Source organism: Shewanella sp. SNU WT4, from assembly GCF_006494715.1.
Lineage (GTDB): Bacteria > Pseudomonadota > Gammaproteobacteria > Enterobacterales > Shewanellaceae > Shewanella.
In genome coordinates this window covers 3928891-3951902 of sequence record NZ_CP041151.1, presented here as the reverse complement: position 1 = coordinate 3951902, position 23012 = coordinate 3928891, and the positions used below count along the sequence as shown (strand labels likewise).

The window sequence follows — 23012 nt, the reverse complement described above, 5'->3', positions numbered from 1 at the left end:
ATGGTGCGTCGTCATTTGCATAAATTTGGTGGTTCAAGCTTGGCGGATGCCGATTGTTATCGCCGGGTGGCTCATATACTGCTAACCCATGGTCAGAGTAACGATCTGGTGGTGGTGTCAGCTGCGGGCAAGACCACCAACAAGCTATATCATTTATTAGCTTTGCGTCAGCAAGGCGCTATTTGGCAAGAAGCCTTAGCGGAATTAATTCAGTATCAACAGCATATGGTGGAGCAGTTACTCACCAATGACAGCGCCCGTGATTTGCGTGAGCGCCTTGGCGCCGATAAAGCTGAGATAGTGACTTTATTGCAGCTCGATGCCATGACTCATTATCAAACCAGTTATCTAGTGAGCTTTGGTGAGCGCTGGTCGGCGCGGCTCATGGCGGCGTTACTGCGCGGCTCAGGGGTTGAAGCTTGTCACGTGTATGCGCCGAGTATCTTAGTCGCTGATGAAGGCATAATGCCTAAGATCCGTATGGATCAATCACGGCAACTGGTGCAGCGTTTACTGGATGAATCTGGCGATCAACGTTTAGTGATCACAGGTTTTATATGCAGTAACCCTCAAGGCGAAACCTTGTTATTGGGTCGCAACGGATCGGATTTTAGCGCTACTTTGATCGCCGCGTTAGCGGGCATCAATCGGGTGACTATTTGGACTGACGTCGAAGGCGTGTTTAATGCCGATCCTAATAAGATCAGCGATGCGCAGCTGCTTGATTCCATGACCTTAGCTGAAGCCGATCGCTTGGCGCGACTAGGATCGCCCGTATTGCATGAACGTACTTTGCAGCCTTTGTTTGATACCGAGGTGAGTTTAGCTGTGCGCTCAAGCTATGCATCCCACACTAAATTTACGTTGATTTCTCCTGTGACTCATAGCGCCAGCGCGCCAGTGGTTACTAGCCTGCAACGCGTAAGCTTACTACGCTGCCAAGTAGCAGGCGATGGCAAGGAGTTATTAGCGGCGCTTAATCAGCAAGGCGTGCCCTTGTTAGCCCATTGGCTGCATACCAATGAGCAAGAGGCTTGTGAGCTTAGCTTGGCCTGCACCTTAGATAATGGCCAGCAAACCTTGGCCTTATTGCAGCAGCTGAGCGATGCCTTTGGCCTTAGCGCCATTAATCGCTGTGATGACTATGGCTTAGTTGCTTTAGTTAGCGCGGATGCCAATGTCTATCGCCGCGGTTTCGCGCGCTTACTTAATCGCCGCGCCTTTGCTTTATACCAAGATGAATTGAGCTTAGTAACCTTAGTGCCAGCCGCGCAGGTGACAACTCTAACCCAAAAGGTGCATAGACGCTGCGCTGGCCCACGTAAGCGTATTGGTGTGATTTTACTTGGCACTGGCAATATAGGTTCGGCTTGGTTGCAGTTATTTGCTAAGGCGCGGGCAAATTTAAGCAATGAATTACAAATCAGTCTTGAGCTATTAGGGGTAGTGAGTTCTACCAAGGCTTATATAGATGCGAAAGGCATAGATGCTAGCGTTGGCATTGAGCGTTTAGTCGAGCAAGGGCAAGAGTGGCAATTTACTGATTTGTTTGAGCAATTAACCGCTTTGCCTTGTGATGAGCTGATTGCCTTAGATATTAGCGCCAGCGCCAGTTTAACTTTGCACTATCCGGCGTTTTTGGCCCATGGCATTCATATGGTGAGTGCCAATAAACTCGCAGGCTCCAGTCCATTACCCTTTTATCGCCAGTTAAAGCAGCAGCTTAATGTCAGGCGCTTATTTTGGCGCTATAACGCCAGCTGCGGCGCCGGTTTACCTGTGCAACATGCGTTAAATGATTTACATAATTCAGGCGATAAAGTCGAAGCCATAGGTGGCATTTTTTCTGGCACCTTATGTTGGTTGTTTGAGAAATTTGATGGCAGCCAAGATTTTTCACAGTTAGTGCTTGAGGCTAAAGAGTTAGGGATCACTGAGCCCGATCCCCGCGATGATCTTTCTGGGCGCGATATGCAGCGCAAATTATTGATCTTAGCCCGCGAGATAGGCTTGCCCCTTGAGCTTGACGATATTGAGTTAACCTCATTAGTGCCAGATCATTTGCAGCATGTGTCATTAACTGAATTTATTGATCAGTTAAGCGATCTTAATGGCCCCATGGCCACAGCCCTTGCTGATGTGGCGGCGCAAGGGCAAGTGATCCGCTATGTGGCAAGTCTTGATCTACAGGACGGTAAGTGTCGCGCTAAGGTGGGATTAGAGTCAGTTGCAAGAACGCACCCTTATGCCAACTTAACCCCAGGGGATAATGTGTTTGTGATCCGATCGGCTTGCTATCACAGTAATCCTTTGATCATTCGCGGCCCTGGCGCTGGCCGTGAAGTAACAGCCTCGGCGGTGCAATCGGATCTGGCGCAAATTTGCCACGATCTATTACACGAATAAGCCAACAATAAGTTTTGAGCGGCCTTTGATCTTTAGCAACTAAGTTAACTTACGACTTCGCCATTAATAAAAGCCAATGCCCGTTAGGTATTGGCTTTGTTGTTTCTAGATAGCGACAGTGAGTTGAGTATTTGGCTGCGGCTTTAGATCATACCTAAGCTATAAGTAATTGAAGGCATTCGTTGAAAATACCAAAGAGTGCTTAAAAATCATCAATAATTACTAAATGCCAGTTAATGACGAAAGGATCGCGGCGATGAATAAGGCATGGATCTTAGTGGCAGATATAGGCGGCACTAATGGCCGGTTTGCATTAGTACCGGCTGAGGTTAATGGCAATTTATATGAACCTATGCTGGTGGCTAGTGAAGGGCATTTAGAGAATAAGCCCATGTGCCAACAAGCCCTGACTTTAGCCAGTAAAGGTGCGCCGAGCGTATTGGCATTAGTGCAGCAGTATTTGGCATTGATACCTACTGATTTTAAGATAATTGGCGCGAGCCTTGCCTTAGCAGGCCCTGTGATTAATCAGCAAGTGCATCTTATTAACTTAGGTTGGAGCGCTTGTGCCTCTCAATTAAGCGCGGCGCTTAATATGCCTGTGCTGCTGCTTAATGACTTTGTGGCTTACGCCAACAGTGTCCCCGCCTTAGATCCCAAACAGTTATTAACTGTTAGAGCAGGGGAAGCTGTCACTAGCGCCCCGATTTTAGTGCTCGGCCCAGGCACTGGTTTTGGCGCTGCGGTTTTGCATCCTATGAAGCAGCACTTTGTCCCCGTTGGCTGTGAAGCGGGGCATATTTGCCTTGCTGCCACCAATGCTGAGCAAGATGCCTTACTGCTACATGCCCGCCGCCAAGTCAGTGTGGTTAATGTGGAATATTTTTTATCAGGCCCGGGTTTAGTGCGCTTATATCAAGCAATGGCAGAGCTTATGCTTAGAGAGGCTCAATCTGGAGAGACACCAATAAACGCAATTCCTGCAAGCTTGCTCGATTCCCCTGCGGCCATTACCGAAGCTGCTTTGGCGGGGAACTCAGTACTCGCAATTCGCACTCTTAGATGTTTTTGTTATTGGCTCGGGCAAGTGGTGAGTGATTTAGTGCTGGCTCATGGCGCCTTAGGTGGCGTGGTACTTTGCGGCGGCATTTTGCCAAAAATCGTGCCCTTGATTAAGCAAGGTGAGTTTATAAACGGGGTTATGGCAAAAGATGATGTGCGCCATTATTTGCAGCCTGTTCCCATTCAGTTAGCGCTTAATAGCGATACCGCCCTTATCGGCGCCGCCTTATGGTGGCAGCAACATCAGCTTGAATAAGGCAAATTGCCAATCACAACTTGGCACAGCAAAGCACGTCACAGCGTAGCCTTACTCATGGGGTAAGGTTACAAAACTTAACTGTATGTTGCCATTTAATGGCTTTATTGTGGGTGAATGAAAAATTTACGCTTGACTTAGCTCAATTGCGCTCTAGTATATGGATGTATAGACGTCCAAACGTCCATCAACTTAAGGGAATATATTATGGCTTTTCATCATGCGCACTACGCTCAATCTTTGAATCAGAATCTGGCTGAGCTTAAAGACGATATTAATGTTTCATTTGAATTTTTCCCGCCTGCGACCCAAGAGATGGAGCAATTGCTGTGGCAATCGATTGGACGCCTGGCGCCACTTAAGCCTAAGTTTGTGTCTGTGACTTATGGCGCAAATTCTGGGGTGCGGGATCGCACTCACTCTGTGATTGAACGCATTCAGCGCGAAACAGATTTAATCGCAGCGCCGCATCTCACCTTAGTGGATGCCAGTGATGATGAATTGCGCCAATTAGCGCAAAACTACTGGCAGCAGGGCATTAAGCATATAGTGGCGCTACGTGGTGATTTACCCGCAGGTAGCCCCAAGCCCACACGCTTTGCCAATGATTTAGTGAGCTTATTAAAGTCTGTGGCTGATTTTGATATTTCAGTGGCGGCTTATCCAGAAGTTCATCCCGATGCTAGTAGCGCGCAGGCGGATTTAATTCACCTTAAACGCAAGATTGATGCGGGCGCCAATCGCGCTATCACCCAGTTTTTCTTCAATGTGGAATCGTATTTGCGCTTTCGCGATCGCTGCACGGCAGCTGGCATAGATGTGGAAATTATTCCTGGGATCTTACCTGTCACTAACTTTACTCAGCTGAAGCGCTTTGCTGGCATGACTAACGTAGCCTTGCCAACTTGGCTGCATAAGCAGTTTGATGGCTTAGAGGATGATGCTCACACTCGGCAATTAGTGGGCGCCAATGTGGCGATTGATATGGTAAAAGTCTTGTGCCAAGAGGGGGTTAAAGATTTTCATTTTTATACCCTTAATCGCGCTGAGCTTAGTTATGCCATTTGCCACACCTTAGGTGTTAGGCCGCAGGCTCATGCCTTGGCCTAATTGAGACAAGTCTAGTGAGGGCTAGCTATGGTCATAGTTGCTAAGGGTTAGTTAGGTAAATCATAATTCATCACTAGTTAATTATAAAAAACTCAATATTTACAATTAGATAGTTTATATTTTTGGACGCGTGCCCATATTGCTCTTGTCAGGCCTGAGTTTATTCTGGTGTTGGAATCTCGCCTTAGCTAAACTCTGTCTTCACATACAATTTACATCAGGCAGCACCATGAATGATATGAATCAGTTAATTGCTGGGGCGTCCAAAGCCAGTAAAAAGTGGGGCATAATTACCCTTATTTTTGGTCTTATTGCCTTGGCATTACCTATGGTGATGGGCTTAGCGGTCACTTTATTATTTGGTGTGGTGCTGCTTATCGTTGGCTTCGTGCAAAGTTTGGCCGCTTGGCCTGGTGAAGGCCGCGGTTTTAGCGCCCGCTTAGTGTTTGCCATCATTACAGGTATTGCCGGTTTAGTGGTGCTGTTTATGCCAAGCCTAGGGCTTGCCACCTTAACCTTATTCTTAGGCATTTATTTTGTGCTAGATGGCATGGCAAGCCTAACCAGCGCCCTGCAAATGCGCCCACGTCATGGCTGGGGATATATAGCCATGGGCGGCGTATCTTCATTAATCATGGCCGGCATTATCATGTGGCAATGGCCAGTATCCTCTGAATTTGTGATTGGTATCTTGATTGGGGTTAAGCTGATTATTTTAGGGCTAGTGTTGATTTCAGTGAGCCGCAGTGCCGAGCGTTTAGCCACGCGCCAAGCGCAAGCTGCTGAAAAAACCATTAATCCTGATATTGATCGTTAACTGCTAGTCATGATCCTAGTCACGACTTTTACTATGATGGCGGCCATGGGCATAAGCCTAAGACTTGCGCTTATCATCACTTTTCAACACCCTAAGCAGCGCCCGCTGTTTAGGGTGACTTTCCGTCATACCTCTAAATTATTAAGCCTTCGAAGTCTGTAGGCCAGCGCCGCTGGCCGTTTCCCCGTTACCCTAAAACATTGTACCGAGTCGTCTACACTTGGTGTGTTTAATCCCTGTTGAATCGTCATAGTTAACCAACTATTTGTGCTAAGGAGCACTGCTTTGTCTCATCCTGATAATAAACTCGGCATATTTTCGTTAACTGCCTTGGTCGTGGGATCCATTATTGGTGCTGGGGTGTTTGCCTTACCGCAAAATATGGCCGCAGTCGCGAGCCCTCTGGCTGTGATGATAGGTTGGATCATTTCCGGTGGCGGCATGATTTTTCTGGCCTTAACTTTTCAGCAGTTATGTATCCATAAACCCGAAATTTCTACTGGGGTTTTTGGTTACGCTAAATCTGGGTTTGGTGAGCTAATCGGTTTCTTTTCTTCGTGGGGATATTGGATTAGCGCAGTCGTTGCCAATGTGTCATTTTTAGTAATTATTTTCAGTACCTTAGGCCTGTTTTTTGATACGCCGCAACACGTCATTTTTGGTAATGGCACCACGGCGGTATCGATTGCCTGCGCGTCGGTTTTTGTCTGGGGTATGTATTTCTTATTGCTGCGGGGAGTGCAAACCGCAGCCTTGATTAACCTCTTAACCACAGTGGCTAAGCTTATCCCCATTTTTATCTTTATTGTGGCTGTGGTCACGGCATTTAAGTGGGAGACTTTTACCCTTAATTTTTCCCATGTGGCCGGTAATCCCAGTGAGTCGTTAATATCGCAAGTGAAAGAAACCATGCTGATTACCGTGTGGGTCTTTATCGGTATTGAAGGTGCAGTGATTTTATCTACGCGGGCGCGGGTGCGCAAAGACGTTGGCCGCGCCACTGTGATGGGGTTATTGCTGACCTTAGTGATTTATGTGCTGGTGAGCTTAATGTCTATGGGGGTTATTTCCACTAAGGAACTGGCGCAAATGCCTAATCCTTCGGCGGCTAAAGTACTTGAATCTATTATGGGGCCTGCAGGCTTATACATAGTGGGTATCGGATTGATTATATCTGTGTGCGGCGCCTATTTAAGCTGGACCATGTTAGCCATTGAAACGCCTTATACAGCGTCCAAAGATAAGATGTTTCCCGCTATTTTTAGTAAGACCAATAAGGTCGGCACTCCGATATTTACCTTATTGATTTCAAGCTTAGTCATTCAAGGTATTTTGCTGGCGGTTAACTTACTGGGCGGTGGCTACAATACCTTGTTAAACATCTCATCTGAGATGATCTTGGTGCCTTATTTATTGGTGGCAGCTTATGCGGTTAAGCAAGGGCGACAAGATAAAATTTATAGCATGGCCATCTTTGGCGCTGTGGCTATGCTCTATGGTTTTTGGCTGCTGTATGCCTCAGGGCTACATCACTTATTGCTGGCAACTCTGTTGTATTTCCCTGGGTTAATATTCTTTAGCATAGCTAAGCGTCAGCAAAGACAAGTGTGGTTTGTTGGTGGTAATCGTATGATTGTATTAATTTTGGCGTTACTTGCGTGTTTCGCCGCTTGGGTATTATTTAAGTTATAAACTGAGATCACAGCGAACTTAATGTACAGATTTAGCGTATAAACTTACGGAATATGCGGTATAAATAAGTATCAATTTAAGGACAGTGATTTAAGTCATGGTGGCAGTAAATGCAGCAAGCGCGGCGAATGCAGAAGGCGCAGTGAATACAGGACTCAGTGACATTAGCGCATTTAGCGCCGTTATTTTCGATCTTGATGGCACCTTGGCTCATTCAAATCCGGATTTTAGCGGCTTACGGCGTGAGTTGGGAATTGCTAGCGGCACGGATATCTTGGCGCATCTATCAAGCTTAAGGGCTACAGAGTTAGCGGCGGCAACGGCCGTAGTACACAGATACGAGTTACAAAGCTCAATGACGGCTACTTGGATTGATGGCGCGGCAGAGCTGATTGCCTATTGGCAGCAGCAAGGTATACCTCTCGCGATTTTAACCCGTAATATCGCGCCAGCGGCTGAGCTGACCTTAAGCCGTTTAGGCCTGAATTTACCACTATTAACTCGCGATGATGTTAAAGCTAAGCCTGATCCTGAAGGGGTGCAGGTTTTTTGTGAGCAGTGGCAACTGCCAGCTGAACAAGTCCTGTTTATTGGTGATTATCTCTTTGATATTCAAACGGCGCGTAACGCAGGTTGCGTGGCGGCCTTGTATTGCCCAGAAGGTGCGCCTGATTATGCCCATCAAGCCGATTGGGTCTTTCGTTGTTATCACGAGCTACTCTCTGAGCTTAAGGCGCGCTCTTAGTAAACCTAACATAAGTGATGACTCAGCTAACTCAAGCAGCTCAAGTGATACATAGCTTGAGTCACGTAAACATTAGTCACGTAAACATTTAGGCGCAGTAAATCGCAGCCAACAAAAAAGCCCCAGAAGGGGCTTTTTTATTAGTTAGCCAAAGGCTAGCTTAATTAGTCACGTGGACGGCGTGGACGACGCTCACGTTGACCTTCAGCGCTACGAGCGCCTTCTGGACGAGCACCCTCAGGACGCGCGCCTTCTGGGCGACGACGACGAGCTGGGCGGCTGTCAGCAGGGATTACTTCATCACCTACTTCACGAATGTTTAATGGCTTACCACATACGCGCACTTTTTTCAGGTGCAGCATGACATCTTTTGGCATGCCTTGTGGCAAGTCAACAGTGGTCATTTGATCCAGTAACTGGATGTGGCCAATGAAGCGGCTTTCGATGTTAGCTTCGTTAGCGATAGCGCCAACGATGTTACCTACACCAACACCATGGTCACGACCCACATCTATGATGTAACGACACATCTTCAGATCTGGATTGTCTTTCAACGGATCAGCAGCACCTAAACGCTCTGGGCTTGGACGTGGACGACGCTCACGACCACCATCACGGCTTTCGCGACTACCATCACGGCCGCCTTGACCATCACGACGCTCATCACGAGTGTCACGCTGACGTTCTTGCATCACAGGCAACTGCAGTGGACGCTCTTGCTGTACTTGGAACAACAGAGCAGTAGCCAGTGCATCGCTATCGACTTCCAGTTGTTGACACAACTGAGCCACAGCATCACGCATAAAGTCTAATGACTCATTGTTGATCACGTTAGACAGTTGCTCACCTAAACGAGACAGACGACGCTCAGCCACAGTTTCTGGGCTAGGAACTTTCATTGGTGAAATACGGCTGTTAGTGGCGCGCTCGATAGTGCGCAGCATGCGCATTTCACGGCTAGTCACAAACAAGATTGCCATACCAGTACGACCAGCACGGCCAGTACGGCCAATACGGTGTACATAAGCTTCTGTATCGTAAGGAATATCGTAGTTAACTACGTGACCAATACGCTCAACGTCCAGACCACGGGCAGCAACGTCGGTCGCGATCAGAATGTCTAACTTGCCATTCTTCAGCTGTTCAACAGCGCGTTCACGAGCTTGCTGGTTCATATCACCGTGCAGCGGAGACGCTGCATAACCACGGGCTTCTAACTTTTCAGCCAGTTCCATACATGAGTTACGGGTACGAACGAAGATGATGATACCTTCAGTGTTTTCCACTTCCAGTACGCGTACCAGAGCTTCCAGTTTGTTGTGTTGTGACACTTGAACAAAACGCTGTTCGATTGACTCAACAGTGGTGTGGCTCGCAGCAATACTGATATGAGCAGGATTGTTTAAGTGCTTACCAGCAACACGCTTGATTTGCTCAGGCATAGTGGCAGAGAACAGAGCTAACTGTCTGGTCTTTGGCGTGTGCTCAAGGATCCATTCGATATCATCGATGAAGCCCATTTTCAGCATTTCATCAGCTTCATCTAACACTAAGGCGTGCAGTGAATCTAATTTCAGAGTGCCACGGCGCATGTGATCCATCACACGACCTGGAGTACCAACGATAACTTGTGGGCCACGCTTCAGAGCGTTAAGCTGCTGTTGCATGCTCTGACCGCCATAAATAGGCAGTACATGGAAGTTTTTCATATATTTGGCATAGCTGCTGAATGCTTCAGCAACCTGCACCGCTAATTCACGAGTAGGCGCTAACACTAAAATTTGTGGAGCGCTCAGATTAGCGTCGATGGCGCTCAGTAATGGCAGGGCGAAAGCGCCTGTCTTACCTGTACCTGTTTGTGCTTGACCAATAATGTCTTGGCCTTGCATCAAAGGAACAATACTTGCGTCTTGAATTGGAGTCGGTTTTTCATAACCTAACTCGTCAAGCGCGCGCAGAACTGGCTCGGAAAGACCGAGTTCACGAAATGTTTTTTCACTGGATGACATGGGTTGTAGCCTTGTGGATGCGCGATTGCGCTTAGATAACTTCACAGACAGAAAATCAACCCCGTGTCGATTTCCCGCGCCGAAAACGAAATAGTATAGCAGCGGTTTTGCGATTTGACTATGCCTTATGCAATATAACTGCCAAAAGTGCCAACCTTCCCGTTTAAGTGGGTAATAGTTAGGCACTTTTGGGTTGAAGTCCTTATTTCTGCAGCATAGGTCGCAAGAATCGAGCTGTATGTGACTCAGGATGGGCGGCGACTTGTTCTGGGGTGCCAGCCACTAAAATGGTACCACCACCGGCGCCACCTTCAGGTCCCATATCGATAATCCAGTCAGCGGTTTTAATCACATCGAGGTTATGCTCAATCACAACTATGGTATTACCTTGTGATTTTAGACGATGCAATACATCGAGCAACAACTGAATATCAGCAAAGTGTAACCCTGTGGTCGGCTCATCTAAAATGTATAAGGTTTTACCGGTATCGCGCTTAGATAGCTCTTTAGCCAGTTTGACCCGCTGCGCTTCACCGCCCGATAACGTCGTGGCGCTTTGACCTAAGCGAATATACGACAAGCCCACATCCATTAAGGTTTGCAACTTACGGGCTATGGCAGGCACAGCATCAAAGAAGACGCGGGCTTCTTCGACGGTCATTTGCAGCACTTCGTGAATATTCTTGTTCTTGTAACGCACTTCTAAGGTTTCGCGGTTATAACGCTTACCCTTACAGGTATCGCAAGGCACGTATACGTCGGGTAAAAAGTGCATTTCAACCTTAATCAAACCATCGCCTTGGCACGCTTCGCAGCGCCCGCCCTTAACGTTAAACGAGAAACGCCCTGGTTGATAACCGCGGCTGCGGGATTCTTGGGTGCCAGAAAACAGCTCACGAATAGGAGTAAAAATGCCGGTATAAGTGGCGGGGTTGGAGCGCGGCGTGCGGCCAATGGGGCTTTGATCGATATCGACTACTTTATCGCACAGTTCCATGCCAACAATTTTGTCATAGGGCGCGGGCTCATCGACGGTAGCGCCATTGAGCATGCGATGGGCAATCTTAAAGAAGGTATCGTTAATCAGGGTCGATTTACCTGAGCCAGAGACACCGGTCACGCAGGTTAGTAAACCAATCGGAATAGTTAAATCAACACTCTTGAGGTTATTGCCAGTGGCACCATAAAGCTCAATCACTTGCTTAGGATCCATGGGCGTGCGCGCGACACTGACTTCAATTTGCTTGCGACCACTAATGTACTGGCCTGTCACAGATTGTTCGCAGTTTATTATGTCCTCAAGCGAGCCATCACAAATGACTTCACCGCCATGCACGCCAGCGCCAGGGCCGATATCGATAATATGATCGGCCATGCGGATAGCATCTTCATCATGCTCAACCACTATCACGGTATTGCCAAGATCGCGTAAGTGCTTGAGTGTGCCTAATAAGCGCTCGTTATCGCGTTGATGTAAACCAATGGAAGGCTCATCAAGAACATACATTACGCCCACAAGTCCAGCACCAATTTGGCTGGCTAAGCGAATACGCTGCGCTTCACCGCCTGATAAGGTTTCGGCCGAGCGCGATAAGCTTAAATAATTCAGGCCGACATTGACTAAGAAGCCCAAGCGATCGCGTACTTCTTTTAAAATCTTTTCAGCGATTTGCGCCTTTTGACCACTAAATTGCAGCTGCTCAAAATAACTCATGGTTTCGCCAATCGACCAGAAGGTTAAGGTTGGCAAATTAATATCGTTGATAAATACATGGCGCGCTTCTTCTTTGAGGCGCGAGCCGCCGCAACTTGGGCACGGCTGAGTGGCTATGTATTTAGATAACTCATCGCGCACTGAGTTAGATTCAGTTTCTTTATAGCGGCGCTGCATATTATTAATGATGCCTTCAAACGGGTGATTACGAACCACCACATCGCCTTTATCATTAATGTATTTAAACGAAATACTGTCTTTGCCCGAGCCAAATAACACGATCTTTTTAACGTTGTCGCTGAGCTCAGAAAATGGCACTTCAACATTAAAACCGTAATGCTCGGCTAACGAGGTCAGCATTTGGAAATAATAGAAGTTACGACGATCCCAGCCACGAATGGCTCCGCCCGCTAAAGATAAGTCGGTATTAGTGATAACCCGCTGCGGATCAAAGAAGGTTTGAACGCCGAGGCCATCACAGGTCTGGCACGCGCCGGCCGGATTGTTAAACGAGAAAATGCGCGGCTCTAATTCAGCAATCGAGTAACCGCATTGGCTACAGGCAAAGTTGGCGGAAAACACGAGTTCTTCACCATCACCTTCCATCGGCGCGATAGTGGCTATGCCGCCCGATAAAGCTAAGGTAGTTTCAAAGGATTCTGCTAAGCGCTGCTGCATATCATCGCGCACTTTAAAGCGGTCAACCACCACTTCAATGGTGTGTTTAATGTGTAAATCTAAGGTTGGTGGGTCAGATAAATCACACACTTCGCCATCAATACGGGCGCGAATATAGCCTTGAGCCGCCAAGCTTTCGAGTAGTTTAACGTGCTCGCCTTTGCGGGCTTTAACGACAGGCGCGAGCAGCATTAATTTGCTGCCTTCTGGCATCTCCAGCACTTTATCGACCATTTGGCTGACAGTTTGCGCGGCTAATGGCTCGCCGTGGGTTGGGCAGCGCGGTTCACCGACGCGGGCAAACAGCAGGCGCAGGTAATCGTAAATCTCAGTAATAGTGCCAACCGTTGAGCGCGGATTATGCGAGGTTGATTTCTGCTCGATAGAAATCGCAGGGCTTAAGCCTTCAATATGATCAACGTCCGGTTTTTCCATCAAGCTCAAGAACTGGCGCGCATAGGCCGATAATGACTCAACATAACGGCGCTGCCCTTCAGCATACAAGGTATCAAAGGCCAGAGATGATTTGCCGGAACCAGATAAGCCTGTGATCACAATCAGCTTATCTCGAGGAATGGTTAGATTTATGTTCTTCAGGTTATGGGTGCGGGCACCACGTATTTCAATCGTGTCCATCGTTCGCTGCAGCTCCTGTAGAGTCAAAAAAAGTGTATTAGTATTGCACAGTTTAGCCGAGGAGTTGCTAGCAAAAACGCGAGTAAATTTGCATCGCCTCAATCGCCCCTCTAGATAAGCGTTTACTCTCGGGCGTGGTACATCAACTTGATATCTTGTGAGTTAAGCCTATTTGGGCTGCTTGGGGATCATTTGTGGCTATGCTACTATCCGCCAACTAAAAATTTATCTCAGTACAGGGCAGTCTCATGGCCGCAAACGGTCTTTCGGCAACGGAAAAGAAGGTGGCGTTTTCCCTCGCTAGTATCTTTGGCTTACGCATGATGGGTTTGTTTATGATCATGCCGGTGTTCGCCTTATATGGCCAACACCTCACCGGATTTAGCCCCTTGTGGGTCGGAATCGCCATTGGCGCTTATGGCCTCACCCAAGCCGTGTTACAAATTCCCATGGGCATATTGTCTGATAAAATCGGCCGCAAGCCGGTGATTATTGGTGGCCTTATCATATTTGCCATTGGCTCTGTTATAGCGGCCATGGCCGACTCAATTTATGGGGTAGTGTTTGGCCGCGCCGTGCAAGGCATGGGCGCCATTGCCGCCGCGGTATTAGCGCTAGCCGCTGATTTGAGTCGTGATGAGCAACGCACTAAAGTCATGGCGATTATTGGCATGTGTATCGGCTTATCGTTCGCGCTGTCGTTATTGATGGGGCCGATAGTGGCTGAACATATGGGGCTTAGCGGTCTGTTTGCACTAACCGCTGTGCTGGCGTTAGTCGGCATTGCCATAGTGTATTTGTTTGTGCCAAACCCTATTAGTCAGGCGCCTAAAGGCGATACCTTAGCGGCGCCCGCCAAAATCAAACAGATGCTGCAAAACAGCCAATTGGTACGCCTAGATGCGGGTATCTTTTTACTGCATTTGATTTTAACGGCCGTGTTTGTGGCCTTACCGCTCGGTTTAGTCGATGCAGGCCTTGTTAAAGAGCAGCACTGGTTATTGTACTTCCCGACCTTTGTTGGCGCGTTTATCTTGATGGTGCCGCTGATTATTATCAGCGCTAAAAAGAAAACGGCTCGCGGCATGTTTCAAATTGCGCTGGGATTACTGTTAACTGCTTTATTGTTGTTAGCTGCGCTGCCCACCACCTTATGGGCATTGGCATTAGCCTTATTGCTATTTTTTACTGGTTTTAACTACCTTGAAGCCTCACTACCTAGCTTAATTGCCAAGTTTTGCCCTGTGGGTGAAAAAGGCACTGCCATGGGCGTTTATTCTACCAGTCAGTTTTTAGGGGCGTTTTGTGGTGGTTTACTCGGCGGCGGCGCTTATCAATTGCTGGGGGCGACCGGAGTGTTTTTACTGGCTGCGGCGTTAGTAGTGCTGTGGCTCATCATTACCTTAGGTATGGCTAATCCTGTGATGCTAAAAAGTTATACTTTAGCGGCAGAAGTCTCGAGCACAGCTGAGGCTAAAAAACTGGCCATGCAATTATCTGAACTGGACGGTGTTGCCGAAGCCATTGTTGTATTGGAAGAAAAAGTTGCCTACCTAAAAGTTGAAGAGCATTTCGATTTGAGACAAGCCCGAGCTGTGTTAGGCTTTGTCAATTAGACTGATTTTTTTGAATTGAGCGGAGAGTTAAATGGCCAGTCGCGGTGTGAATAAAGTGATTCTGGTAGGTAATTTAGGACAAGATCCTGAAGTGCGCTACATGCCAAATGGCAATGCAGTGGCCAACATCACAGTGGCCACTAGTGAATCGTGGAAAGATCAGCAAGGACAGCAGCAAGAAAGAACTGAATGGCACCGTGTGGTGTTTTTCGGCAAGTTAGCTGAAATTGCCGGTGAATACCTGCGCAAAGGTTCGCAAGTCTACGTGGAAGGCAAGCTGCAGACTCGCAAGTGGAAAGACCAAAGTGGTCAAGACAGATATTCTACTGAAATCGTGGTAGATCAAAGCGGTAGCATGCAAATGCTGGGTGGCCGTCCACAAGGTCAACCAGGTCAAGCGGCTGGCAATTTTGGTGGTCAGAATAACCAGTTTGCTGGCCAGCCGGCTAACCAAGGTTATCAGCAGCCACAGCAGAATTATCAAGCGCCACAGCAAAGTGCTCCGCAGCAAGCTTACCAGCAGCCACAGCAGAACTATCAATCTGCTCCTGCCGCGCCAGCTTACCAAGCGCCACAGCAAAGTGCACCGCAGCAATCTGCGCCAATGCAACAGCGTCCAGCGCCTAAGCCACAAGCCGCGCCAGCTGCTGCACCACAGCAAAACTATACCCCAGATTTAGATGAGGGTTGGGATGACGATATCCCGTTCTAGATCAGTTTTGCTGAACGATTATGAATATAAAGCCCAGCCCTAGCGCTGGGTTTTGTTTTTTGAGGGTAAAAATTTTCGCTTAAGTTCTATGATTTCGCAGCTTTAATATTTGATGGCAATATCCACAGTTATTTAGGCTAATTCAAAATCCGCTTATACACTGATGGTAAATCTTCGGACTCATCTTGTAGTTGCAGTGCATTTTCTTTAAGGCTAAGAATATTGAGTTGAAAGGACGGGAATTCATTGCTGCGCGGCGTGATAATGAGTTGGCAATCTTTGAACTCCCAGGCGGCGTTGACTAGCTCTGGTCTATGATGAAGCCATGAGTTGAAATCTTTTACGCCTGAACTTGAGTCTGATGTAAGTGCAAATTCCTCGAAAAATCCTTGTTCACCTTGCTGACTCCAAGCGCCGACAATATCATCTTCAGTAACAGAGCAAGTATCTGCATGTAGTGCAGGGCTTATCGCTATTAATAACAGCAAAAATGTGCGGACTATGTTCATAAGCTCAGACAAAATTATGCAAGTGTGCCGTTATGACATCAGGCTCCATGAATGCTCAATTGTTTTTATTTGAGTGAATTGTGACTCTAAATATCATCCATTATTTTGTCTAGTCCCCCGCAAGATTAACACCCAAGCAAAGGCAAGTGTTTGATGCGCTGATAGCTAAAAGTCAGCTTGATGCTGTGGCGTAATATGTTGATAGGTATGGGCTGCGTTAAAGGCAGGATAATGGCGCGATTGCCTTGCAAGATTAATTGCTCGCCGTAGAGTTGTTTAAAAGTGTCAACTAAGCGGGTGTGGCAGATAAAATACAGGGCGACTTGCTCGGGCGCGTTAATAGTCCAGTCCAAGCGCACCGAACTACCGCCTTTGACAGTAAAGCTGACTTGCCCCCATTTTAGGCTGGCGGCCACTTCCCCGAATTGTTGCTCGCTTGCAACCTCATAGATAAGCTGCGTAAGTGCCAAAAGATAAGCTTTGGCCGCACTTGGATAATGATCCCAGCTTGCAGTGAGTAAATGAGTGTTAGTCATATCGAGTCCCTTAGCTCTATGAGTGTAGCCATAGCTTTGATCATAGTGGATTCAGCGATTATGTCTTAACGCTAGCAAGTCGCTAAAAGTCACTCACAGAGGGCATGATACTAATGCTTGCGACTTGGCAGTTAAGCTAAACGGTCCTGCCGTTACAACTTAGACAAGCCTGCGGTTAAGTTAAAGCGCATGGCATCTTCAAATGGCCAATCCACAGGGATTAGATCTGCGCGGCGCACTAGGCTAGTCACGCCAGCCATTTGATAGGACAACTGAAACAGCACAGGCACCCAATCATCATCACCTAAGGCGGCGCTAAGCGGCGCCGGCACAGTATCTGTCATGATAAAACCCACCACATAACCGCCATTAGCTTGTTTGACTAATACCACTTGCTGATTGGTGGGTTTGTCGTCGCGATTCATTAATGAGGCTATGTCGCGAATGCTGCCATAGACAGATTTAAATAGCGGAAAGCGCATCAAAGCGGTTTCGATTTTATGCCAGCCCCAAGCAAAGGGACTGACAGAAAATAATAAGCCAGCAATAAACACTAATAAGATAACCAGTATAAAGCCGGTGCCAATAAAGGGTTTCACTCCCACTAGGCTGATTAATAAGCCGCCTAAAGCATCTAGCGATTCAAATAGTGACCAAAACAACCATAGGCTTAAGGCCATCGGCAGTACATTCATCAGGCCGCGGGTTAGGGTTGCTTTCATACCGTCCTCGTTATTACTCATGGGTTGATGTCATTTATCGGCGTGCATGCTAACACAAGGGCTAGCCGCTTGGGGGCTCAAGTATCAATCAGGTAATGCCTTAGTTTAGTTTTTGCTTAGGTTTGTATTTGCGTGCCAAATAACTGATCGCGGTCGTTACTTAAAACTCAAGACTTAAGACTCAAGCTAAGGCCTGAGCGACCACTGAGATCCGCATTCGATCTAGTCTGATTTTATGGGGGGATTTTACGGCCAGTGAAGGTGAGGTCGCAGGTACCGAGCTGCAATGATAACTTGTTAGATCGACATAGCGATCCACTCGCAACGCCTCTATTTATCCCATCACCTGATCAAAGCCCAGATCAAATCAATCACTTAGCCAAGTCATCAGCTAAATTGGATGAATTTTGTTTTATAAACGCGATCTCAAGCCAATTGATCGGGCCATTTTCGCGTATGATGCGCCCTCAATTTAGTGCGGAGAGATTTCATGAGCTGGCAAGCATTCAAGCAAGCCTATTTAATTAAGTTTTGGTCACCCATTCCAGCTGTGATAGCCGCTGGGGTTATGGCGACCTATTTTTTTGGGCTAACGGGTAGCTTGTGGGCTGTCACCGGGGAGTTTACGCGCTGGGGCGGTCATTTATTACAAGGCGTTGGCATTGATCCGACTCAGTGGCAGTATTTTCAGATTATTGGGCTTAAGGGCACGCCTCTTGATAGAGTGGGTGGCATGTTGCTTATTGGCATGTTTGGCGGCGCTTTGGCCGCAGCCTTGTGGGCTAACAATGTTAAGCTGCGTTTTCCGCAGCATAAACGCCGCATTGCCCAAGCCTTAATTGGCGGCATGATCGCAGGCTTTGGTGCGCGCTTAGCCATGGGCTGCAATTTAGCAGCCTTCTTTACCGGTATTCCGCAGTTCAGCGTTCATGCTTGGTTGTTTGCGCTAGCGACCGCCGCTGGCTCTTATGCTGGAGCGCGCTTTTGTTTGCTGCCCATGTTACGTGTGCCGTTAAAACTGACCGCGGGCAATAAGAGTATTAAAGCGACGACTATGAGTTCAGGTCAGCGTCAGTTCCGCTTAGGCATTATGTTGTTTGTGGCGCTGGTTGCGTGGGGCATTATTAGTTTATTTGATGCTCCCAAATTGGGGCTCGCCTTACTGTTTGGTGTTGGTTTTGGTTTATTAATCGAGCGCGCTCAAATCTGCTTTACCTCAGCATTTCGCGATATGTGGATCACCGGTCGCACCCAAATGGCCAAAGCCATTATTTTAGGGATGGCGGTATCTGCCATTGGTGTGTTTGCTTTTATTGATCAAGGCGTTGCCCAAAAAATCATGTGGGCAGGCCCTAATGCCGTGATTGGCGGTTTATTATTTGGCTTTGGCATAGTGCTCGCTGGCGGCTGCGAAACCGGCTGGATGTATCGCGCTATGGAAGGACAAGTGCATTTTTGGTATGTCGGTATTGGTAATATTCTGGGCTCAATCTTACTGGCTTGGTGGTGGGATGATTTAGCCACGCCATTAGCGACCAGCTGGCCTAAGTTGAATTTATTGACTGAGTTAGGTCCATGGGGCGGAGTGCTCTTAACCTACGGATTATTAGCTTTATCTTTTGGCGCCATTTTACTGTGGGAGCGTTATTTCTTTAAGCGCGCCATGGCGAATCGAAATCTAGCCAATGACAATGCCGCAAGCGTCAATGTGGCAACGGCTACTGCAGCCAATAGCACAGCGACTCATTAAGTTTAGGTCGATGACTTAAACTGAACTCAGTCTAAAGTATGAGATCAAATATCTCAGTGGATAAAGCGCTCATCATGCGGGCTTTATCCATGACACCCCATTAAATAGTGACTGGCACCAGTCCTAGAGTGAGATAAATATTATGCAGCAACCATCTTTGCCAAATGCCGATTTTCAATTAGAAATCATGGGTGAGCCTTGCCCGTATCCTGCGGTAGCGACTTTAGAAGCTATGACTCAGCTCGCCAGTGGCCAAGTGTTAGAAGTTGTGACTGACTGTTTGCAGTCGATTAATAACATACCGACAGATGCTAAAAATCATGGTTATGAAGTGTTATCTCTGAGTCAGCAAGGGCCATTAGTGCGCTTCTTACTGCGTAAATAAGCTTATGCGCTAGATTTATGACTCACTAAAACCGCCGTTATTCGGCGGTTTTTTTTGCTGGAATTTAGCCACTCTCATGCTATTAACCATGCTTCTAAATAGAGAAGCATGCTACTAATAGATAAAAGCTAAGCAAGGCAAGTCTCGCACAAGGGGAGTCATAATGATGAATTATGTGGCATGTCAGGGAGTAGGTGGGGTTGAGGTGATGGCATTGAGTGAAATGCCCATCCCTAGGCCAAGCGCCATGCAAGTGTTAATCAAGGTAGCAGCGGCCGGCATTAATGGGCCGGATATGGCGCAGCGTCAAGGTCATTACCCGCAGCCCGCTGGAGCATCAGCAGTACTCGGGCTAGAAGTCGCTGGCGAAATCGTTGGTTTGGGCGCGAATGTCAGTTCACATACCACTTGGCAGCTTGGTGATAAGGTGTGCGCTTTGGTGGCGGGCGGCGGTTATAGCGAGTATGTCACGGTTCATGCTAATCACTGCTTACCTGTGCCTAACGAATTAACCCTCATCCAAGCTGCCGCCTTGCCAGAAACCTTTTTTACCGTGTGGGGCAATGTGTTTATGCGCGGCCGCCTTAAGGCGGGGGAGACTTTACTGGTATTAGGCGCCTCTGGCGGCATAGGTAGCGCAGCCATTCGCTTAGCTAAGGCCTTTGATGTCAAGGTCATTGCCTTAGTGAGCTCTGAGAGTAAGCGTGAGTATTGCCTAGATTTAGGCGCCGATGACGTGCTGTGGGGCGACGCCGCTAATATCAGTGACCAAGTACTCGCCTTAACTCATGGGCGCGGGGTGGATGTAGTACTCGATCAGTTAGGTGGGCAGTGGCTTAACGCCGCCATAGATAGTCTGGCCTATGAAGGCCGCTTAGTCTCTATTGCCTGCCAAACGGGCAGGCAAGTGACAGTGGATATCTTCAAATTAATGAGTTGGCGCTTAACTTGGGTGGCTTCAACCTTGCGGGCGCAATCTGATGAAGCCAAGGGCGAAATCGCCCAGCAGTTACTGCGCCAAGTTTGGCCCTTATTTGCCACTCAGCCCCTGAGCTTACCCATTTTTCAGACGTTTGCGTTAAGGGATGTGAGGTTAGCCCACCAAGTCTTTGCGTCGCGCCAATTTAGCGGCAAGCTAGTGTTAGTCATGGCACCAGCCAATAACTCGCTCGCATGACTAACATCGAGTGGTTAAGATTGACTCATAGCTAACTCATTAGTGGTAATGCGAACGAATGCTTGGTCGCAATTGTGAGGCGACTTGATGATTTAGCGAGGTTTTTTTAATAAAAGACTTGCCCAGATGTATTTTTCAGCTAAATTGCAACTAGACATTGAAAATGTGCTGTAAGGCGAAAATTCGCTTAGTTAAATATGAAAATTTGGCATCTGCAGGATTGATTCTGTTTCATATTCTGTAAGAATATCGCCTTAAAAGAGGTCCGGCTGCATAAGTTACTTGACAGCCAATAGCGACAGCGCTATCTAATGGACAAATTCAAAAGTATGTGTTGATTTAAGGGTATTAGCATATATGTACAACACCGCAAAAAAACAGGTTTGGTTTGGTGAACTTCGTACCTCTCGAGGTAATTCAGTGGTTGTTCACGATAATCAGTTACCCGATGCATCTCCAGGACGCATCTACCTTTTCAATGCTCAGCGCAACACGATCATTGAATATGTAGAAGATATTGTGAAGGTCAATTTATATGAATTGGAAGGTGACGCATTAAGTGCCGCCCAAACACAATATGGCGCCGCATGGAAAGAGGCTCGCGCCGCTTTTATGGTAAAGCATCGCAGCCTTGAAGAGCTCGAAGAAAACGCTTATGCCGCGCCTGCACGTAAAGCAAAACCTGAGCCTGAACCTGAGCCCGAAGTGGAAGGTTTAGGGGATGATTTTGAAGATTGGGCCGACGATTTCGACGACTAATCCACCCATAAAAAAAGCTGGCTAAGCCAGCTTTTTTTATCTCTGTAATTTAGTTGGCTGCGCGTGATTCCGGCTGGTCTTCAAGCGCTTGCAAGAATTCAAGCTCCTTAATCACGTGATCAACAAAACCAGCACCCGCGGCCTCGTAGAGGTTGTAAATGCTATCTACGCCGGCCTCTTTTAATGACTCGGCATCATCGTGATATTGCACAATCGCGCTAATGCGGCCTTTGTATTCACGCTGCTTTAATTGCTCAATGGCAAACAAGTTACCGCGGTGATGGGGCATAGCCAGTAGCACTAATTCCACGCCAGTATTGCGCTCCAGTTTATCCCAAAAGTCAGTATCACCGGCATCGCCATGCACTACATTGCGGCCAACGCTTAAGTGGTATTCAACCAGCTCATGCTTATGCTCAATCCCCACCACGCCATCGCCATATTTAGCTTTAAGCTCATCATAAGCGCCGCTACCAATGCGGCCCATACCAAAGACTAAGAACTTAGCTTTGCCGATACTGATAGGTCTATCTTCTGGATGCAGTGGATAGTGCTCAAGGCGGCGTAATTTACCTTGGTATTTTTGATAAAACAGACCCACTAAGCTATTAAGTGGCGCTGCCAGTAAGAAACTTAAGCTTAAGGCCACAGCGATAATCACCAGCCATTGCTGGGGTAACCAGCCCTTGGTAGTCGCAACGGCAGCCACAATCAAACCGAACTCACTGTAGTTACCTAAGTTAAATGAGGTTAGAACCGCGGTGCGTGAGCGCAGCTTGAAGAAGGTTAATAAATACAAGAACAAGGCAATCTTAAGCGGAATACAAGCCACTAAAATCATCGCCAAACCAACATCTTCCACACTTGGTAAACCATTAAGGCCTATGGTGAGGAAGAATGCGACCAGAAATAATTCTTTAAAATAGAATAATGACTTAGCAAGCTCAGATGATTTTGGGTGGCCGGCTAATAAAATACCGACAATCAAGGCACCTAAATCAGGCTTTAAACCCACACTTTCAAATAGCCAAGCACCGACTACGAGCGCCATCACTAAGCCAAACAGTACTAATAATTCACCATGGCCAGCTTTATCCAGAGCGCGGTAAATCAATGGTTTGGCTAGAGGTAACAGCAGTAGAGCAAAAGCCCAAACACTTGGAATTTCGCCTTTAGAAATAGTTAAAAATGCTACCGCGAAGATATCTTGCATAATCAAGATACCAATGGCTACGCGGCCATAGAGCGACTGCATATCGCCTTTGTCTTCGAGCACTTTGACCGCAAAAACGGTACTAGAAAAGCTCAAGGCAAAGGCTAACAAGCTTAATTGCTCAATCGTGAAATCGGTGAGCTGACTTAGGCCAATTAACCCGAGTAATTTCAGCAGCGGGATAAAAAACAGCATGGATCCAATCAGATGAATACTGGCTCCTGCCCACACTTCGGCCTTAAATAGACTTTTAATGTCGAGTTTCAGACCAATAACAAACAGCAGTAAGGTCACGCCTAGGTTAGCGAGCGTTTCTAGCAAGGGTAAGCTTGCGTCATTGATCCCAAATAAATACAGGGCAAAACCTGCCACTAAGTAACCGATAAGCGGCGGTAAGCCGAGGCGATTGACTAATAGCCCGCAAGAAAGAGTGATAACGAGTATTGCTGGTTCCATGAATTCCACTTATAGCTAAATTTCTTGTGACTATTGTAAATGCTAATGGCAG

The 23012-nt window shown here is 47.4% G+C and carries 18 protein-coding genes; 12 read left to right on the top strand and 6 right to left on the bottom strand.

The window, feature by feature from the left end:
- From FJQ87_RS17730 to FJQ87_RS17705, 6 genes are all read left to right on the top strand, one after another.
- Entirely contained in the window at positions 1-2406 is a 2406-nt protein-coding gene (locus FJQ87_RS17730) for a bifunctional aspartate kinase/homoserine dehydrogenase II (protein WP_140933772.1), read from the top strand.
- A gap of 256 nt (positions 2407-2662) precedes the next feature.
- Positions 2663-3724 carry a glucokinase gene (locus FJQ87_RS17725; protein WP_168195226.1) on the top strand — a complete coding sequence of 354 codons (1062 nt, stop codon included), beginning with the start codon at positions 2663-2665 and terminating at the stop codon, positions 3722-3724.
- 207 nt (positions 3725-3931) lie between these two features.
- On the top strand, positions 3932-4834 hold the full coding sequence (gene metF / locus FJQ87_RS17720; protein WP_140933770.1) for a methylenetetrahydrofolate reductase: 903 nt from the start codon (positions 3932-3934) through the stop codon (positions 4832-4834).
- Positions 4835-5063: 229 nt separating this feature from the next.
- The gene (locus tag FJQ87_RS17715; RefSeq protein ID WP_140933769.1) at positions 5064-5651 is read left to right on the top strand and encodes a DUF308 domain-containing protein; all 588 of its coding nucleotides are present in this window, start codon (positions 5064-5066) and stop codon (positions 5649-5651) included.
- 285 nt (positions 5652-5936) lie between these two features.
- Complete coding sequence (locus FJQ87_RS17710; RefSeq protein ID WP_140933768.1) at positions 5937-7343, top strand: basic amino acid/polyamine antiporter; 1407 nt, start codon at positions 5937-5939, stop codon at positions 7341-7343.
- A 97-nt stretch (positions 7344-7440) separates the two neighbouring features.
- Positions 7441-8088, top strand: coding sequence for an HAD family hydrolase (locus FJQ87_RS17705; protein ID WP_140933767.1), 648 nt, complete (start codon positions 7441-7443; stop codon positions 8086-8088).
- A 164-nt stretch (positions 8089-8252) separates the two neighbouring features.
- On the opposite strand, the gene FJQ87_RS17700 is transcribed toward FJQ87_RS17705, so the two are convergent.
- Positions 8253-10097 carry a DEAD/DEAH box helicase gene (locus FJQ87_RS17700; protein WP_140933766.1) on the bottom strand — a complete coding sequence of 615 codons (1845 nt, stop codon included), beginning with the start codon at positions 10095-10097 and terminating at the stop codon, positions 8253-8255.
- A 202-nt stretch (positions 10098-10299) separates the two neighbouring features.
- Positions 10300-13125: an excinuclease ABC subunit UvrA gene (uvrA, locus tag FJQ87_RS17695; protein WP_140933765.1), complete on the bottom strand. Its 2826-nt coding sequence runs from the start codon at positions 13123-13125 to the stop codon at positions 10300-10302.
- Between the two features lie 248 nt (positions 13126-13373).
- On the opposite strand from uvrA, the gene FJQ87_RS17690 reads away from it, so the two are divergent.
- Both FJQ87_RS17690 and ssb read left to right on the top strand, forming a co-directional pair.
- Positions 13374-14741, top strand: coding sequence for an MFS transporter (locus FJQ87_RS17690; RefSeq protein ID WP_140933764.1), 1368 nt, complete (start codon positions 13374-13376; stop codon positions 14739-14741).
- Positions 14742-14772: 31 nt separating this feature from the next.
- Positions 14773-15453 (top strand): single-stranded DNA-binding protein, encoded by a 681-nt coding sequence (gene ssb, locus FJQ87_RS17685; protein WP_140933763.1) that lies wholly within the window; start codon positions 14773-14775, stop codon positions 15451-15453.
- A 137-nt stretch (positions 15454-15590) separates the two neighbouring features.
- Here the strand turns inward: ssb and FJQ87_RS17680 are convergent, their stop codons facing one another.
- The 3 genes from FJQ87_RS17680 to FJQ87_RS17670 all read right to left on the bottom strand — a co-directional run bounded on the left by FJQ87_RS17680 (position 15591) and on the right by FJQ87_RS17670 (position 17220).
- Entirely contained in the window at positions 15591-15962 is a 372-nt protein-coding gene (locus FJQ87_RS17680; RefSeq protein WP_140933762.1) for a hypothetical protein, read from the bottom strand.
- Positions 15963-16087: 125 nt separating this feature from the next.
- On the bottom strand, positions 16088-16498 hold the full coding sequence (locus FJQ87_RS17675) for a DUF1801 domain-containing protein (RefSeq protein WP_140933761.1): 411 nt from the start codon (positions 16496-16498) through the stop codon (positions 16088-16090).
- 152 nt (positions 16499-16650) lie between these two features.
- Positions 16651-17220, bottom strand: coding sequence for a DUF502 domain-containing protein (locus FJQ87_RS17670; protein WP_140934194.1), 570 nt, complete (start codon positions 17218-17220; stop codon positions 16651-16653).
- 490 nt (positions 17221-17710) lie between these two features.
- On the opposite strand from FJQ87_RS17670, the gene yedE reads away from it, so the two are divergent.
- From yedE to FJQ87_RS17650, 4 genes are all read left to right on the top strand, one after another.
- A complete protein-coding gene (yedE, locus tag FJQ87_RS17665) occupies positions 17711-18970 on the top strand; it encodes a selenium metabolism membrane protein YedE/FdhT (RefSeq protein ID WP_140933760.1) in 1260 nt (419 codons plus the stop codon).
- A 142-nt stretch (positions 18971-19112) separates the two neighbouring features.
- Complete coding sequence (gene yedF, locus FJQ87_RS17660) at positions 19113-19355, top strand: sulfurtransferase-like selenium metabolism protein YedF (RefSeq protein ID WP_140933759.1); 243 nt, start codon at positions 19113-19115, stop codon at positions 19353-19355.
- A gap of 163 nt (positions 19356-19518) precedes the next feature.
- Complete coding sequence (locus tag FJQ87_RS17655) at positions 19519-20532, top strand: NAD(P)H-quinone oxidoreductase (protein WP_140933758.1); 1014 nt, start codon at positions 19519-19521, stop codon at positions 20530-20532.
- Positions 20533-20889: 357 nt separating this feature from the next.
- Positions 20890-21291, top strand: coding sequence for a hypothetical protein (locus FJQ87_RS17650; RefSeq protein ID WP_140933757.1), 402 nt, complete (start codon positions 20890-20892; stop codon positions 21289-21291).
- A gap of 49 nt (positions 21292-21340) precedes the next feature.
- Here the strand turns inward: FJQ87_RS17650 and FJQ87_RS17645 are convergent, their stop codons facing one another.
- The gene (locus FJQ87_RS17645) at positions 21341-22960 is read right to left on the bottom strand and encodes a cation:proton antiporter family protein (RefSeq protein WP_140933756.1); all 1620 of its coding nucleotides are present in this window, start codon (positions 22958-22960) and stop codon (positions 21341-21343) included.
- Between the last annotated feature and the right edge of the window lie 52 nt (positions 22961-23012).